Raw genomic sequence first — 15,245 nt, forward strand, 5'->3', positions numbered from 1 at the left:
AAAGGAAATTGTATGAGACCCAGTGGTCGCGCCCTTGATCAACTCCGCGAAGTTCGCATTACCCGTCACTACACTAAACATGCGGAAGGTTCTGTGTTGGTAGAATTTGGTGACACCAAGGTAATTTGTACCGCCAGTGTGGAGACCAGTGTGCCACCTTTTCTGCGTGGCAAGGGCCAGGGTTGGGTCACGGCAGAATACGGTATGCTGCCACGCTCAACCGGCTCGCGCATGATTCGTGAAGCCGCCAAAGGCAAACAGCAGGGTCGGACGGTGGAAATTTCCCGTCTGATTGGCCGCAGCCTGCGCGCAGCGGTGGATCTGAAAGCGTTGGGTGAAAACACTATTGCCATTGATTGCGATGTGATTCAGGCCGATGGCGGTACTCGCACGGCGGCGATTACCGGTGCTTGTGTCGCGTTGGTGGATGCGATGAGCTGGTTAAAGAAAAACGGCAAGGTGAAGGGAGAGCCGTTGAAGCAGATGATTGCCGCAGTCTCTGTCGGTATTTACAAGGGTGAGTCGGTGCTGGATCTGGATTACCTGGAAGACTCCGACGCCGAAACCGATATGAATGTGATCATGACAGCCAATGGCGGTTTTGTCGAAGTGCAGGGCACCGCCGAAGGTAACACCTTCACCCGTGATGAGCTGAATGCCATGCTGGCGCTGGCGGAGAAAGGCATTAATGAGTTGTCTCAGAAGCAAATCGACGCATTGAACAGCTGATTCGTCGTTTTGAGTACCCCAGCCCGCAGGCGTTTGGCCAGGCGGGCTTTTTTATGGCTGGTGTTTGTGTGGCCGTCCGTCGCCCCAGGACTTACTCGTCGTCGAATTCGTACTCGATCATGACGGCAGCGTGATCACCAAATTGCAGGCTGTTTTCTATTTTGGCATCAACAACGTATTGGCGAATGCCTGGGCTGCAAATCTGATAGTCCTTGCGCCAGCCATTCTGGTTGCGGCGTGCGCTTTCGGCATCTGGCCACCAGGTGAACTGGTTTTCGCCAAAGTTGGCTTCGCGGAAGGCATCGACATAGCCTGCCGGGCCAAAGATCTGATCAAACCAGGCACGTTCTTCCGGCAAAAAGCCTGGTGAGTTCTGGTTGGCTTGCCAGTCGGCCAGGTCAACCGTTTTGTGGGCGGCTTCAAAGTTGCCGCAGATAATAAATTCACGGCGCTTGCGGCGATTTTTTTGCAGGTGTTCCAGAAACGATTTCTGGAAGGCCAACTTGTCGTCCAGGTTGTTAAAGGCGTCAACGGCAGGGAAGAGGATGGAGCCAACACTGACATGAGGGAAGTCGGCCTGAATGTAGCGGCCCTGCATATCGCACTGGGAAAACGCCAGGCCGGTCATGATGGCCTTGGGAACCTCCCGGGTGAGGATGGCAACACCGGAGTAGTCGTCGGCTTCGGCGTCGAAAAAGTATGCGTTAAAATCTCGCGGGTAGACGACATCGTCAGACAGCTGATATTCCTTGGCGCGCAGATTCTGAATGGCAACGACATCGGCGTCTGCCATTGTCAGCCATGTATACAGGCCGTTATCTACCGCCTGTTGCAGTCCGTCTACCTGTAAAGTGATAACTCGCATACGTGGTTCCCAACTAGTGAAGCGTGTATCATAACCCATCAATCTAAGTGCGGGTAAACTGAGGCCATATTTGGTTGTGAGTTGTCTCACTTATCGTGCTTGTCTGGCACCCGGGAAGGTGGTTTTGAGCCAGCGACCCGCCGCTGGCGTGTCTGCTTCCCGGTCTGCTACTGACCAGTTCCTGCCTTTGTGTTATCCGTTCTGTTTATTATTGGCTCCCTTTTCAGGATACGATATGAAAGCCTATCAACAAGAATTTATCGAATTTGCTATTCGGCAGGGTGTCCTGAAGTTTGGTGAGTTTACGCTAAAGTCCGGTCGAATCAGCCCTTATTTTTTTAATGCCGGATTGTTTAACAGTGGTCTGGCGCTGGCCAGACTGGGCCGTTTTTACGCCGCTGCGCTGGAAGATTCCGGTCTGCAGTACGATGTTGTTTTTGGCCCGGCCTACAAAGGCATCCCCCTGGCCGCGACCATGACGGTGGCGCTGGCCAATGACTATCAAAAAGATGTTCCCTACGTTTTTAACCGCAAGGAAGCCAAGACCCACGGTGAAGGGGGCAATCTGGTGGGTGCTCCATTGGCGGGCCGTGTTGTGATTGTAGACGATGTTATCACGGCAGGGACGGCAATCCGGGAAGTCATGGGGCTGATTGCCGATACGGCCGGGGCGACAGCGGTTGCGGCGCTGATTGCGCTGGATCGTCAGGAGCAAGGCCAGGGTGAGCTGTCGGCGATTCAGGAGGTAGAACGTGATTTTGGTATCCGGGTGGCCAGTATCGTGAATCTGAATCAGGTGCTGGATTATGTCGCGACTCAGGATGCTTTAAAAAACCATGCGTCAGCCATTGAGGCCTATCGGGCGCAGTACGGGGTGTGCTGATGCGAATGTGCTGGAGTGGTAGGCTGGCCAGCGGTCGGTTATTGATCTTTCTGCTGGGGTCGTTACTGGCGACCGAAGCCATGGCCGCAAAGCTGTACCGTTTTCAGGTCGATGGTCGCACGGTACTGCGGGATCGTATTCCGGCAGAGCTGCTCGGCCAGGGGTATGAGGTGCTGGGCAGCAACGGCATGGTCATTGATGTTGTGCCACCAGCCCCCACGGCGGAAGAGCTGGTGGTGCGGCGCACCAAAGAGGCCGCAGAGCAGCAGCGCCAGGAAAAAATGGCACAGCAAAAAGAAGCGGATATTAATCTTCTGCGTTTGTATGAGCAGCCATCCGATGTTGAACGGGCACGGTTGCGCAAGGCAGAGGAAGTGGGTACTTACATTTCCCTGCAGGAACGTCGCCAGGAGGCGCTGGAGCAAAAGCTGGCGCAGGCGCAGCGTCAGGCAGAGGGTTTTACCAGCCGAGGTGTGGAAGTCCCTGGGGATATTCAGCAGGAGCTGAATGAAGTGTCGGGAGTGCTCGCTGATAGCAAGCGGGATATCCGCGATCGACGCACCGAGTTGGGGCGTATTACCCGAGAGTACGCAGAACAATATGAACGGGTGCGAATATTACAGGTATATCCCCCCGGCACCTTGTATGACGAGGTGGATTTTGAGCGGGTTGACCGTTTCTCCAAAGCCAAGCCTCCTGTCAGTCGATAAACCAACCGGAATCTTGCACCACAGCCTGTCGCGACATCCAACGACAGCTTGTGGCGCAGTCTGAATCGGGCCTGTCCGTTAGTTGGTCGGGATTTGTTTTGTTCTTAACAGCTGGCTTTGCAGCACGAGCCATTGTTCATCCCAGTAGGCGGTTGGCTTCAGTGCAAACTCGGTACGCACAAACTGGCGTATTTTGCCTTCTACCACAGCAGTCAACAAATTGGCCAATGCACTGGCGGTATGTTGCGGCAGTTTGTCTTCGCGTAATTCGGCTTCCCGAATAATCTGTCTGAACTGGGTTTCCAGCCGTTCAAAAAATTGCTGGATGCGCTGGCGCAGGCGTTCCGTTTCACCCGACAGTGCATCTCCAGATAACAGGCGACACATGCCAGGGTTACGTTCGGCGAAGGTGAGTACCAGCATCAATGTATGCTGGCAACGCGCTTCGGCGCTGTCGATATCCTGCAGGATCAGGTTGATGCGGCTGAAGATGGTTTCTTCGATAAAGCTGATCAGCCCTTCAAACATCTTTGCCTTGCTGGGGAAGTGGCGGTACAGCGCCGCTTCTGATACGCCGACTTCCTTTGCCAGGTTGGCCGTGGTAATTCGGGCACCGGGCTGGGTTTCCAGCATATGTACCAGAGCCTGAAGTATCTGGTCTCTGCGGGACAGCTTGTCTTCCGCCTGTGCCATGGGTTCTCCTGTCAGCCTTTGCGGTTGGTAATCAGGGTGCCCACACCTTCATCGGTGAACAGTTCCAGCAGGGTGGAGTGTGCAACTCGACCGTCGATAATGTGGGCGCTGGTGACGCCAGCGTGCACGGCATCGAGGGCACACTGAATTTTGGGTAACATGCCACCGTAGATGGTGCCATCCGCAATCAGGTCGTCTACTTGCTGGGTGGTCAGGCCGGTGAGAATGTTGCCCTGTTTGTCCATCAGTCCGGCGATATTGGTCAGCAGGATCAGCTTTTCGGCTTTCAGCACCTCGGCGACCTTGCCAGCGACCAGGTCGGCGTTGATATTGTAGGAGTGGCCTTCGGAGTCTACGCCGATGGGGGCAATGACGGGGATAAAGTCGCTATCGTTAAGCATATCCAGCACCTTGGTGTTGATGCTGGCAACTTCGCCGACGTGGCCAATGTCGATGATTTCCGGTTTTTCCAGATCGGGTGTTGCCTTGGTGACGTGCAACTTGCGCGCGTGCAGCAGCTGGCCGTCTTTGCCGGTCAGGCCAATGGCGTTACCGCCGTTCTGGTTGATCAGATTGACGATGTCCTTGTTAACCAGACCACCCAGTACCATTTCGACCACGTCCATGGTTTCGCTGGTGGTGACCCGCATGCCGTTAACGAAGTGGCTTTCGATGTTGAGTTTGTTCAGCAACTCACCGATTTGCGGCCCGCCGCCGTGAACCACAATGGGATTGATGCCAATCAGCTTCAGCATCACCATGTCGCGAGCAAAGCTGTTTTTCAGCTCGTCGTCGATCATGGCATTACCGCCATATTTGACGACAATGGTTTTGCCTACAAAGCGTTGCAGGTAGGGCAGGGCCTGGCTCAGAACGTTGACGGTATTGATGGCGTCATCGCGGTTCAGCGGCATGGTGGTGCTCCATCGGGTACAGGGCAAGGCCGTTCGCTCGATTGGCCTTGCGGTATGGTTCAAGTTATTGGTGGCAAGCGCGGCAGTATAGCCTGACGCGGCGACGGCTCGCTACGGGCCGATCAGTGACGGCCAGAGTGGCCAAAACCACCAGTGCCACGTTCGGTTTCGGTAAATTCTGCAACCTGACGGAACTGGGCCTGCACTACCGGCACCAGCACCAGTTGCGCCAGGCGTTCGCCAACATTCAGCGTGAAGGCTTCAGCGCTTCGATTCCAGCACGATACCATGAGCGGCCCCTGGTAGTCGGAGTCGATCAGGCCGACCAGGTTGCCCAGCACGATGCCGTGTTTGTGGCCGAGGCCAGAGCGGGGCAACAGCATGGCGGCGAGGCCAGGATCTTCAATATAAATCGCCATACCGGTAGGGATCAGTACGGTCTGGCCCGGCTCAATGGTGAGGCTGTCTTCTTCAATACAGGCTCGCAGATCCAGCCCTGCCGAGCCGGGAGTGGCGTATTCTGGCAGCGGGATGGTATCTCCCAGGCGTTGGTCGAGAATCTTGAATTGCAGTGTATTCACGGTAACGGGTTCCTGTTTGTTTATGAGCGGTGGATGCACCGAGGCGGTTTATAGCACCGCGAGCTGGATAGCAATGGCGGCGAGTAGTTGCCGTGCCAGCAAGGCTTTGTTCATGACCGTAAATTCGGTCGAGCCGTGTTTGCTGTAGAGCGTGACGGCATTATCGTCGGCACCAAAGCCGATATCCTGGCGCGAGACGTCGTTGGCGATAATCATATCGAGGTTTTTGCGTTCGAGTTTGGCGCGGGCGTAGGCATCGACATCGTTGGTTTCGGCAGCAAAGCCAACGGTAAACGGTCGATTTTTATGTTGGGCAATGGTGGCGACGATGTCGGGGTTCTTGACCAGCGTGAGCTGGATTTCATCTCCCGCCTTTTTGATCTTCTGTTCGGCAATCGTTGCCGGGCGGTAGTCGGCGACAGCGGCACTGGCGATAAACAGGTCGCAGTGCTCCAGTGTTGCTAATGCGGCGGCCAGCATATCGGTGGCAGAAACCACCGATACCAGCGTAACCCTGTCCGGTGCTGGCAGGTGGACGGGGCCGGAAATCAGCGTTACCTCAGCACCGGCTTCCTGTGCTGCCCGAGCCAAGGCATAACCCATTTTGCCGGAGCTGTGATTGCTGATGTAACGCACCGGGTCGAGGGCTTCGCGGGTTGGGCCTGCGGTAATCACCACGCGCTTACCGGCCAATGCACCGGTTGTGAAACGATTGGCCAGCAGGCGGGCAATGGCTTCCGGTTCCAACATGCGGCCGGGGCCAATATCGCCACAGGCCTGGGCGCCGGAGTCGGGGCCAAACAGGGCCAGCTTTTCTCCGAGCAGTTGTGTCAGGGTTGCGAGGTTGTTCTGGGTGGTCGGTGCGGCCCACATTTGCTGATTCATGGCGGGTGCCAGGCAGAGCGGCGCGGCGCTGGCGAGACAAACCGTGGTTAACAGATCGTTGCCCATGCCAGCGGCAAGGCGGGCGATGACGTCGGCAGTGGCTGGCGCAATCAGTATGGTGTCGGCCCAGCGAGCCAGCTCGATATGGCCCATGCCGGCTTCTGCGGTTTCATCCAGCAGGGCATGATGTACCGGATTTCCCGACAAGGCTTGTAGTGTTAACGGCGTGATAAATTCCAGTGCGCCTGACGTCATGATCACGCGAACGTCGGCACCGGCCTTGGTCAGGGTACGCACCAATTCGGCCGATTTGTAAGCAGCAATGCCGCCACTTATACCGAGTAAAATACGTTTATTGGCTAGTTGCAGCATGGCAGGACTCGTCAGTACCGGGGTAAAATGGCGTCAGTATAACGCAGCGGCGGATTGAAGGCGTCTTTCATGGCGCAGGCACTGTCGGCACACACGTACAGCGCAGATATAACGGATGCCCACATCACTGCAAGGAGGCAGCTTATGGCAATCACCGATTGGCCAGCCCAGGAACGTCCCCGAGAAAAATTATTGGCCCAAGGAGCCGAGGCATTGTCTGACGCGGAGTTGCTGGCGATCTTCCTGCGCACCGGCGTCAAGGGCAAGAGTGCGGTGGATCTGGCACGCGAGCTATTGGCAGACTTCGGCGGTCTGCGACCGTTGCTGATGGCCAGTGAAACGCGTTTTTGTCAGCCGTTGGGGTTAGGGTCAGCCAAGTTTGCCCAGTTACAGGCGGTGCTGGAAATGGCCCGGCGTCATTTGGCCGAGCAGTTGCAAAAAGGTGATGCCCTGACCAGCCCGGAACTGACCCGGCGTTATCTGGCATCGCAGATTCGGGATCGCGACCACGAAGTGTTCGTCTGCCTGTTTCTGGATAACCAGAACCGGGTTATCAAGTACAAGGAGCTGTTTCAGGGCACGATTGACGGTGCGGCGGTTTATCCGCGTGAGGTGGCTAAGCAGGCGCTGGCCTGCGGCGCAGCCGCTGTGATCTTTGCCCATAATCACCCCTCCGGAGTGGCGGAGCCAAGCCGGGCGGATCGGCATATTACCGATAAGCTGCAACAAGCACTGGGGTTGATGGATATCCGGGTGCTTGATCATATTGTTGTTGGTGATGGCGAAGAAGTGTCCTTTGCCGAGCGGGGCTGGGTGTAACACTTGCCGCCAGACCCGGAACGTTTTCTGGTTAGCTTCTGGTTAGTTGGCTGTGTATGGCAGGTAGTCGGTATAGCCTGCCGAGTCTCCTCCAAACAAATGGGCGTGGTTTAACGATGACAGAGGGTAGCCAGAGCGTAATCGTTCAGGCAGATCCGGGTTGGCAATAAATGGTCGGCCAAATCCGATCAGGTCGGCCCAGCCGGTCGAGATTGCCTGATTGGCTTTATCCAGATTGTAGTTCCCGGAATAGATCAGGGTGCCATGAAAAATAAGCCGTATGGCCTGTTTGAACGGTATCGGCATGATGGGCGCATCACTCCAGTCGGCCTCGGCAATATGCAGGTAACCCACGTTCAGTTCCTGCAAACGGGAAGCGGCAGCAAGGTAAGTAGCTTCTGGCGTATCGTCAATGGTGCCCTGTTGTGTGGTCAGGGGAGACAGTCTTACGCCTACCTGGGCTGGTGGATATACCTGCGTGGTGGCCGTTACCACTTCGGACAAAAACCTTAACCGGTTTTCCAGTGATCCGCCGTATTTATCCTCGCGGGTGTTCGCCCGGGAGTCCAGAAACTGATTGATCAGATAGCCATTGGCCGCGTGCAGCTCGATACCATCGAAGCCTGCTCTGAGGGCATTTTCGGCGGCCTGACGGAAGTCGTTGATAATGTCCCCGATTTCACCCGGCTCCAGCGCCCTGGGCATGGAGTGCTGGACCATTTCGCCTGAGCCGAGTGCCGGACCTCGTTTTTCCGGGTCAATAAACACCTGCACCCCTTTGGCTTGTAGTGCTGATGATGAAACCGGCGACTGCCCATCAGCTTGCAATGACGTATGTGAGAGCCTGCCAACGTGCCACAGTTGGGCATAGATTCTGCCACCTTGCTGATGAATAGCATGGGTAACGTGTTGCCATGCTGCCACTTGGGCAGGTGTGTATATCCCCGGAGTCCAGGCGTAGCCCTGGCCTTGCTGGCTAATTTGGGTGCCTTCCGAAATAATCAGGCCAGCCGATGCTCTCTGGGCGTAATAGTCTGCCATTAGCCGGGTTGCAAGCCCGCCGCTGGTCGCTCTGGCTCGGGTCATGGGGGGCATGATGATGCGATTGGGCAGGAGCAGGTGTCCCAGCTGATAAGGAGAAAACAACATGTCACTCTCCTGCGCCAGTTTGCTTGACCGTCACAGAACGGTGTGGTGAGGCCGAAGGTTTCAGCAATGAAAGACTGATACTCTCTGCCATTGCCTGGTTGCCGCGATCTCCCGGGTGTAAATGATCCCCTGAATCATAAACTGGATTCAGGTGACCAGTGTTGTGTGGATCTTCAAGGATCGCTGCCATATCGATAACACCAGCGAAAATGTCAGACGTTCTAAACCAGTGGTTAAGTGTTAAACGGAGCTGGTCTTTTTCAGGCTGGTAATAATTGTCCAGCGGCGTATCGGGAAGAGCACCCTTGAATGGCGGGAGTGTGGCGACCAATACACGGATGCCCTGACGTTTTGCCAAACGAACGAGTTGACGATACCCCTCGGTCAATTGATCAAGTGACGGCATCTGGCTGTCCGGGGCAAAGGCAGTGCCTGGCCAGGCAATGTCATTGATGCCCATCAGGACGATCAGTGTTTTGACACCGGGTTGTGACAGTACGTCCTGCTCCAGCCTGGCCAGTGCGTTTTCACCCATGCCATCAACCAGTAATCTGGCTCCGGAAATGCCGGCATTGATCACGGCCTGATTTTCCCGGATAAGACGTTGTGCCAGAAAGTCAGTCCAGCGGCTGTTGGTGTCCAGAGAGGCCGTCGCCCCATCGGTTATAGAGTCGCCCAGAACCGCAACGGTACTGGCCTGTTGGTTGGTATTGACCTCAATGCCACTGAGGATGGCTCGGGCTGTACTGCTCAATGCGTCTCTGAGTTGTGACGGTGTTGTCATCGACGCTGTTTGATCACCAGCAACAAGCCAGCTGGTTTGTCTGGCATCCCAGTGGAACGTTTGGACTGGCGTTGGCTCGGGAAGATAAAGCGCGACGGTCACTTGGGAGAGATCGGGAATCGGTAATGCAATCGGATCGCTGATAAGTCGCGCCCCCGGCATGATCCGGGCAACTGTCTGGCCATGAAAGGTCACTGCGGTCGGCTGGACAGTTGTGTTTTTGCTACCCTGCTCCAGTCTCACACTGGCATGACCAATAACAATCGGTGTTTTGCCGTATTCGTTGCCCAACACCAGCCGAAAGCGGTTTCCTCCCAGGCTGATGCGTGCATTCTGAATAATGGATTGATCCTTCAATGTGGCTGGCAGGTTGGTCGGAAAAATAAAAGATTCATCCCAAACGGGTTGTGGGCTGGCTGTCCAGCTGGTTATCCAGTGGTCCGTCTGGGCGGCAGTGCTCACGGGTATGTTGACCAAGGCTGTTAGCAGAGTCGTGGCCCAAAGCGAAAGGTGGCGTTTCATTGTCTGATTTCCTCTGTCATGGATTGAGCGACAGAATCCGTCAAAAAAGTACTTGGAAACAGATATTCAGAATGCCTACCATGTATGAAATAGATTCATAGAGTGTGGCTTTATGGCTCGTCAGGAAATCAATCGATCCGCTGAACTCGAAGTGTTTGTTCGGGTGGTTGATGCAGGTAATTTTTCAGCCGCCGCCAGAGCTCTGGATATGACGCCGTCTGCGGTCAGCAAGTTGGTTGCTCGTCTGGAAGTGCGTTTGGGGACACGCCTACTGGTTCGTTCCAGTCGCCAATTGCGTTTGACCACAGAAGGCTGCGTCTTTTATGAACGGGGTGTTCGTATCCTGGCCGATCTGGATGATGCTGAGTGCAGTGCTGCGGCCAGCAGTGTGCCAAAGGGACGCCTGAGAGTGAATGTCAATGTCCCTTATGGGCAGCATCTTTTACTTCCTATGGTGCCTGCTTTTTACACACGTTATCCGCAGGTGCAATTGGACATCGTGCTCGCAGATGAAGTGATGGATTTGTATGAGCACCGAACCGATGTTGCGGTCAGAGCTGGACCAATGCGAGACTCGGGCTTGATTGCTCGTCACCTGGGGAGTACTGCAAAAGTTATTGTCGGTGCTCCCCGGTATTTTGAGGAGCGGGGGCTGGTGCAGACTCCGGGCGAGCTGGCGGGTCACCTATTGCTGGATGTGAATTATCGGCGTGCCGATTCTGGCTGGCGGCTACAGGATGGCACGTCGGAAGAAACGGTGATTTATCCTGGGAATCATCTTCGGGTCAGTAATGGCGAGGCATTACGGCAGTTGGTGCTGGCGGGGGCGGGGCTTGCACGACTCTCCCGCTTTCAGGTTGAAAATGATATTCGCACCGGCCGTTTGTTACCCGTATTGGAGCCATGGAACCCTGGTGACCAAGAGACTTTTTACGCGGTATACGTGGGTCAGGGAGCGTTGATGCCACAGCGGATCCGGGTGTTTCTGGACTTTCTGGCGGAGCACGTTCGGCTGCCGGAAACCCCCTCTGGTTTCGAGTGAATTTCGTACAAAAAAACAAACTTCAGCTTGCGTGGCGCTTGTCGTTTTGGTATAAAGCGCAACTCTTTTCAGCCAGGGCCTCTCTGGTGTCGCTTGAAAAAGCGCTCCATGCCCACGGTTGCTAACGAAATTCAGATTGATCGATACAGTTAAGAATCGGGGCTAGATCCATGTCTAAGGTTTGTCAGGTAACAGGAAAAGGTCCTGTTTCCGGGAATAACGTTTCCCACTCAAATACCAAAACCAAGCGCCGTTTTTTACCCAACTTGCAATACCACCGTTTTTGGGTAGAAAGCGAAAGCCGTTTTGTTCGTCTGCGTGTATCAACTAAAGGTATGCGTATTATCGACAAGAAAGGCATCGATCCGGTGCTGGCCGAGCTGCGTGCTCGCGGCGAAAAATTCTAAGGAGACTGATTATGCCACGCGACAAAATCCGTCTGGTGTCCAGTGCCGGTACCGGTCACTTCTACACTACAGACAAGAACAAGCGCACCATGCCTGAGAAAATGGAAATCAAGAAATTTGATCCCGTTATCCGCAAGCATGTGATGTACAAGGAAGCCAAGATCAAGTAATTGATCCTTCCTGTGCAGGCTTGAAAAACCCGGATAGCTCCTGAGCTATAACCGGGTTTTTTCGTATCTGGCGCTCGCCGCCAGGCTCTTCCTGTTATCAACATCCGATACAATCCAAACCATGCCAGAGCTTCCTGAAGTAGAAACGACCCTGCGCGGTATTGAACCGTACCTGCTGAACCAGACTATTCAGGGCGTCGTTGTGCGTCAGCCGCGCTTACGCTGGCCGGTTGCTGAAGAGGTGTCTGCGCTGGCGGGCCAACGGGTGACGGGCCTGAGCCGTCGGGGCAAGTATTTGCTGGTGCAGTTTGCTACCGGTACGGCGGTCTGGCATCTGGGCATGTCGGGGTCTCTACGATTGGTGAAAGAAGAGGAAGATCCTCGTATTCATGACCATATTGACTGGGTGTTAGAGAGTGGCTGGATTTTGCGCTATCACGACCCCAGGCGCTTTGGTGCGTTGCTGTGGCAGCCGCCGGGAGAGCAGCTGAGTCAGATTGCCTCGCTGGGGCCAGAGCCGTTATTAGCCGAAACGCTGTCCGGCTTGTCGGCCGAGTCGTTGTATCAGCGCAGTCGTGGCAAGAAGCAGGCAATCAAGCTGTTTATCATGGATAACCACACCATGGTTGGGGTCGGTAATATCTACGCCAATGAGAGTCTGTTTATGGCCGGTATTCGGCCAACGACAGCAGCTGGCAAAATCAGTAAACCCAGATTTGCCCGCTTGTTGGCTTGTATCCGTCAGGTACTGGCGCAGGCAATTGAGCAGGGAGGCACGACGTTACGTGATTTCGTCAACAGCGATGGTAATCCCGGTTATTTTGCCCAGCAGTTGCAGGTGTATGGGCGTGGCGGCAAGCCGTGTCGGGTCTGCGAGGCGGTATTGTATGAGATTCGGCAAGGCCAGCGAGCGACGGTGTACTGCCCGACCTGTCAAAAGTAGACGTTCGTTGCGAGGTATAGACCGGGCCTGTTGAGTGCCTGTGGCTCTCAGAATATTGAGAATAACCTCTATGTCACAGCTCGGAAGTTGCGTCAGTGACGTGATCGCAGAGTGCTGCTATAGTCCGCGACATTCTCATGTGGAGCTAAACGAGGAACCACGATGCAACTGACGGCCCTGAGAACCTCCTTACGTATCGGACTTGCAGCCTGTGTGCTGACGATGTCGGCTATGGCGCAGGCGGAAGATTTTGAAGAGACACCAAGTGTGGGTGCCATGGTGGCAGACACCTTGCTGGTGCGCCCGCTCTATTTCATCATCTCGCAGGCGGGTGCGGTGCTTTATTCTGTGACGCTGCCGTTTACGCTGATGGGTGGTAATTCGGATGAAGCAGCAGAAGCCATGGTGGTGACCCCGTTGCAGGCGGCTTTTGTTCGCTGTCTGGGCTGTGGCAAAACCAATTACGCTGTGAGCGAAGTCAAAGAAGGTGCTGGCAAGACCATTGATCACTTTGTTGAAGCAACGGTGGGTACGGCAGGTGTTACGAGCGAATCCGAGTCGGTTGGTGTAACGACACTGGGGGTGTTCTTCGGTACCCGTTTTGAGCTGGTTGATCGTAGTCGCTTCGATGTGTTGCTGGGTTATCAAAGCCTGGGTGAAGCCAAGGTAAAAAGCTCAGCCTCGCTGGGTGCTTTTAATGACACGACGTCTTCCATTCAGGTAGCCACCCGCTTTGGTCGCCATATATTCAAACATACGGATCTGATGTTCAAGCTGGGCTTGCATCGCTGGTCGACCGAGCGTGAAACCGCGTCTGGCTCTACCAGTATGGATGGTTTTGGCTTGCTGTATGGCGTGGGTCTGGATGTCCGCCTGGATGATGCTTTTGGTGCCGGGTTGGGTTACACACGCTATGACCTGAGCAGTGATGGCGATGGTTATGATTCAGGTATCAATAGCGTGGATCTGGGTTTGCGGGTGTATTTCTGAGGCTGATAGTCGTCCTCTAATATCTTGCTTTCGTCGCGTCTCTGCAATGATGGCTGCCTGAATCGTTTTCCGGCAGCCCAAATACTTTCCCTCTTTCCGTTTATTCCCTCTTCCCGTTTATTCCATATTTCCGATACTTTTGCGTTGGTCGACAAAGTACTGCATCAGGTTGCGGGTGGAGTCATCGTGATCGTCACGAACGTCGCCGCTTTGCAGTTCGGGCAGGATGTTTTGCGCCAGGGTTTTGCCCAGCTCGACGCCCCATTGGTCGAATGAGCAGATGTCCCAGATCGTGCCAAGGATAAAAATCTTGTGCTCATACAGCGCAATCAGGGCACCCAGAGTGCGTGGACTCAGGTGATCCAGAATCAGACTGTTGGTTGGCCGATTCCCCTGGTGGATCTTGTGCGGGATCAGGCGTTCGATATTGGCGCTCGACATGCCCTTGGCGGTCAGGTCACGACGTACGTCGTCGGCGTTGATGCCACACATCAGGGCTTCGGTCTGGGCGAAGAAGTTGGCCATCAGTTTTTCATGGTGGCCCGCTACTGGGGTGCTGCTTTCTACCGAACCAATAAAGTCAGCGGGTACGATGGTGTTGCCCTGATGCAGGTACTGATAAAAGGCATGCTGGCCGTCGATACCCAGCTGTCCCCAGATAATCGAACCGGTGGTGTAAGGAACGATGTCGCCGTTGCGATCAACGGATTTACCGTTGCTTTCCATTTCGGCCTGTTGCAAGTAAGCAGAGAATTTTTTTAGCGGCCAATCGTACGGTAGGATGGCCTGACTATGACGACCCAGGAAAGTGCTGTTCCACAGGGTGGTCAGTGCCAGCCACATCGGGGCGTTACGTTCCAGTGGCTCGTTACGGAAGTGCAAGTCCATATCGTGGGCACCCTGTAACAATTCTTCAAACTGCTTGAAGCCCAGGTATAAGGCAATGGGCAGACCAATGGCAGACCACAGCGAGAAGCGGCCACCGACCCAATCCCACATCTGGAAGGTATTTTCCAGTTTGATGCCGAAGGCTTTTACCGCGACCGCATTGCTGGATACGGCAACAAAGTGCTGGGCGACGGCACGGCTGTCGAACGAGGAAGCCATCAGCCAGTTGCGGGCAGTCTGGGCGTTGGTCATGGTTTCGGAGGTGGTAAAGGTTTTGGACGCGACAACAAACAACACCCGCTCCGGGTTCAGCCCTTTCAGGACGTTGGCGATTTCCATGCCGTCGACGTTGGAAACAAAATGGATATTGATCTGGTCGTCGGCGTAGGGCTTGAGCGCCTGAGTCACCATCCGGGGGCCGAGATCAGAGCCACCAATACCGATATTGACCACATCAGTAATCCGCTTGCCGGAATGTCCTCGCCAGCGGCCCTTGCGTACGGCATTGACAAACACTCGCATACGTTTGAGTTCGTGTTCAATGATGGGCATGACATCTTCGCCATCCACGTAAACCGGTGAATGACCACGGTTACGCAAGGCGGTATGTAATACTGCCCTGTCTTCAGTCACATTGATGTGCTCACCGTTAAACATGGCGTCGCGACGTTTTTCCAGATCACACTGGCGTGCCAGTTCCAGCAGTTGCTGGAAGGTGTCATCGTCAATCGGGTTTTTGGAGATATCCAACAGGATGTTCTGAACCTTGAGCGAATATTTGTCAAACCGCTCCGGGTCATCGAACAGCGACAGTATGGGGGTTTCAAGTGCCGTTTCGATGCGTTGCTGCAAAGCTTGCCAGGCGGGTAATTGGGTAACGGCGGACATGACGTATTCCT

The 15,245-nt window shown here is 54.9% G+C and carries 17 protein-coding genes; 9 read left to right on the plus strand and 8 right to left on the minus strand.

Annotation, left to right across the window (positions count from 1 at the left end; translation table 11 throughout):
• The first annotated feature begins 12 nt into the window (after positions 1-12).
• Positions 13-729 (plus strand): ribonuclease PH, encoded by a 717-nt coding sequence (gene rph / locus WG929_RS10145; RefSeq protein WP_416205948.1) that lies wholly within the window; start codon positions 13-15, stop codon positions 727-729.
• 91 nt (positions 730-820) lie between these two features.
• On the opposite strand, the gene WG929_RS10150 is transcribed toward rph, so the two are convergent.
• Complete coding sequence (locus WG929_RS10150; RefSeq protein WP_416205949.1) at positions 821-1,594, minus strand: exodeoxyribonuclease III; 774 nt, start codon at positions 1,592-1,594, stop codon at positions 821-823.
• 235 nt (positions 1,595-1,829) lie between these two features.
• Here WG929_RS10150 and pyrE point away from each other — a divergent pair, with 235 nt between their 5' ends.
• On the plus strand, positions 1,830-2,477 hold the full coding sequence (pyrE, locus tag WG929_RS10155; protein WP_416205950.1) for an orotate phosphoribosyltransferase: 648 nt from the start codon (positions 1,830-1,832) through the stop codon (positions 2,475-2,477).
• Positions 2,477-3,187, plus strand: coding sequence for a hypothetical protein (locus tag WG929_RS10160; protein WP_369855912.1), 711 nt, complete (start codon positions 2,477-2,479; stop codon positions 3,185-3,187). Before pyrE ends, WG929_RS10160 begins: the two co-directional genes overlap by 1 nt.
• Positions 3,188-3,265: 78 nt before the next feature.
• Here the strand turns inward: WG929_RS10160 and slmA are convergent, their stop codons facing one another.
• The 4 genes from slmA to coaBC form a co-directional block, all read right to left on the minus strand.
• Complete coding sequence (gene slmA, locus WG929_RS10165) at positions 3,266-3,880, minus strand: nucleoid occlusion factor SlmA (RefSeq protein ID WP_369855911.1); 615 nt, start codon at positions 3,878-3,880, stop codon at positions 3,266-3,268.
• Positions 3,881-3,891: 11 nt separating this feature from the next.
• On the minus strand, positions 3,892-4,794 hold the full coding sequence (argB, locus tag WG929_RS10170) for an acetylglutamate kinase (protein WP_369855910.1): 903 nt from the start codon (positions 4,792-4,794) through the stop codon (positions 3,892-3,894).
• A gap of 122 nt (positions 4,795-4,916) precedes the next feature.
• Entirely contained in the window at positions 4,917-5,375 is a 459-nt protein-coding gene (gene dut / locus WG929_RS10175) for a dUTP diphosphatase (RefSeq protein WP_369855909.1), read from the minus strand.
• A gap of 48 nt (positions 5,376-5,423) precedes the next feature.
• A complete protein-coding gene (gene coaBC / locus WG929_RS10180; protein WP_416205951.1) occupies positions 5,424-6,632 on the minus strand; it encodes a bifunctional phosphopantothenoylcysteine decarboxylase/phosphopantothenate--cysteine ligase CoaBC in 1,209 nt (402 codons plus the stop codon).
• Between the two features lie 144 nt (positions 6,633-6,776).
• Between coaBC and radC the strand changes: the two genes are divergently transcribed.
• Positions 6,777-7,451, plus strand: a complete 675-nt coding sequence (radC, locus tag WG929_RS10185) for a RadC family protein (protein WP_369855907.1) — start codon at positions 6,777-6,779, stop codon at positions 7,449-7,451.
• A gap of 42 nt (positions 7,452-7,493) precedes the next feature.
• Here the strand turns inward: radC and WG929_RS10190 are convergent, their stop codons facing one another.
• Both WG929_RS10190 and WG929_RS10195 read right to left on the minus strand, forming a co-directional pair.
• Entirely contained in the window at positions 7,494-8,600 is a 1,107-nt protein-coding gene (locus tag WG929_RS10190; RefSeq protein ID WP_369855906.1) for an alkene reductase, read from the minus strand.
• Position 8,601: 1 nt separating this feature from the next.
• Positions 8,602-9,906, minus strand: a complete 1,305-nt coding sequence (locus WG929_RS10195) for an SGNH/GDSL hydrolase family protein (RefSeq protein WP_416205952.1) — start codon at positions 9,904-9,906, stop codon at positions 8,602-8,604.
• Between the two features lie 112 nt (positions 9,907-10,018).
• Between WG929_RS10195 and WG929_RS10200 the strand changes: the two genes are divergently transcribed.
• The 5 genes from WG929_RS10200 (at position 10,019) to WG929_RS10220 (ending at position 13,458) form a co-directional block, all read left to right on the plus strand.
• The gene (locus WG929_RS10200; protein ID WP_369855904.1) at positions 10,019-10,948 is read left to right on the plus strand and encodes a LysR family transcriptional regulator; all 930 of its coding nucleotides are present in this window, start codon (positions 10,019-10,021) and stop codon (positions 10,946-10,948) included.
• Between the two features lie 170 nt (positions 10,949-11,118).
• Entirely contained in the window at positions 11,119-11,355 is a 237-nt protein-coding gene (rpmB, locus tag WG929_RS10205) for a 50S ribosomal protein L28 (protein ID WP_303432752.1), read from the plus strand.
• 11 nt (positions 11,356-11,366) lie between these two features.
• Positions 11,367-11,525 carry a 50S ribosomal protein L33 gene (gene rpmG / locus WG929_RS10210; protein ID WP_369855903.1) on the plus strand — a complete coding sequence of 53 codons (159 nt, stop codon included), beginning with the start codon at positions 11,367-11,369 and terminating at the stop codon, positions 11,523-11,525.
• A 121-nt stretch (positions 11,526-11,646) separates the two neighbouring features.
• Entirely contained in the window at positions 11,647-12,468 is an 822-nt protein-coding gene (gene mutM, locus WG929_RS10215) for a bifunctional DNA-formamidopyrimidine glycosylase/DNA-(apurinic or apyrimidinic site) lyase (RefSeq protein ID WP_416205953.1), read from the plus strand.
• 162 nt (positions 12,469-12,630) lie between these two features.
• Entirely contained in the window at positions 12,631-13,458 is an 828-nt protein-coding gene (locus tag WG929_RS10220; RefSeq protein WP_369855901.1) for an outer membrane beta-barrel protein, read from the plus strand.
• Positions 13,459-13,575: 117 nt separating this feature from the next.
• Here WG929_RS10220 and pgi read toward each other — a convergent pair whose 3' ends face one another.
• Positions 13,576-15,234 (minus strand): glucose-6-phosphate isomerase, encoded by a 1,659-nt coding sequence (gene pgi / locus WG929_RS10225; protein WP_416205954.1) that lies wholly within the window; start codon positions 15,232-15,234, stop codon positions 13,576-13,578.
• Positions 15,235-15,245: the final 11 nt, after the last annotated feature.

Source organism: Oceanobacter antarcticus, from assembly GCF_044962685.1.
GTDB lineage: Bacteria > Pseudomonadota > Gammaproteobacteria > Pseudomonadales > Oceanobacteraceae > Oceanobacter > Oceanobacter antarcticus.

Coding starts and splice junctions, on each gene's coding strand:
- rph (WP_416205948.1), top strand. CDS start 13: ATGAGACCCAGTGGTCGCGCCCTTGATCAACTCCGCGAAGTTCGCATT.
- WG929_RS10150 (WP_416205949.1), bottom strand. CDS start 1,594: ATGCGAGTTATCACTTTACAGGTAGACGGACTGCAACAGGCGGTAGAT.
- pyrE (WP_416205950.1), top strand. CDS start 1,830: ATGAAAGCCTATCAACAAGAATTTATCGAATTTGCTATTCGGCAGGGT.
- WG929_RS10160 (WP_369855912.1), top strand. CDS start 2,477: ATGCGAATGTGCTGGAGTGGTAGGCTGGCCAGCGGTCGGTTATTGATC.
- slmA (WP_369855911.1), bottom strand. CDS start 3,880: ATGGCACAGGCGGAAGACAAGCTGTCCCGCAGAGACCAGATACTTCAG.
- argB (WP_369855910.1), bottom strand. CDS start 4,794: ATGCCGCTGAACCGCGATGACGCCATCAATACCGTCAACGTTCTGAGC.
- coaBC (WP_416205951.1), bottom strand. CDS start 6,632: ATGCTGCAACTAGCCAATAAACGTATTTTACTCGGTATAAGTGGCGGC.
- radC (WP_369855907.1), top strand. CDS start 6,777: ATGGCAATCACCGATTGGCCAGCCCAGGAACGTCCCCGAGAAAAATTA.
- WG929_RS10190 (WP_369855906.1), bottom strand. CDS start 8,600: ATGTTGTTTTCTCCTTATCAGCTGGGACACCTGCTCCTGCCCAATCGC.
- WG929_RS10195 (WP_416205952.1), bottom strand. CDS start 9,906: ATGAAACGCCACCTTTCGCTTTGGGCCACGACTCTGCTAACAGCCTTG.
- WG929_RS10200 (WP_369855904.1), top strand. CDS start 10,019: ATGGCTCGTCAGGAAATCAATCGATCCGCTGAACTCGAAGTGTTTGTT.
- rpmB (WP_303432752.1), top strand. CDS start 11,119: ATGTCTAAGGTTTGTCAGGTAACAGGAAAAGGTCCTGTTTCCGGGAAT.
- rpmG (WP_369855903.1), top strand. CDS start 11,367: ATGCCACGCGACAAAATCCGTCTGGTGTCCAGTGCCGGTACCGGTCAC.
- mutM (WP_416205953.1), top strand. CDS start 11,647: ATGCCAGAGCTTCCTGAAGTAGAAACGACCCTGCGCGGTATTGAACCG.
- WG929_RS10220 (WP_369855901.1), top strand. CDS start 12,631: ATGCAACTGACGGCCCTGAGAACCTCCTTACGTATCGGACTTGCAGCC.
- pgi (WP_416205954.1), bottom strand. CDS start 15,234: ATGTCCGCCGTTACCCAATTACCCGCCTGGCAAGCTTTGCAGCAACGC.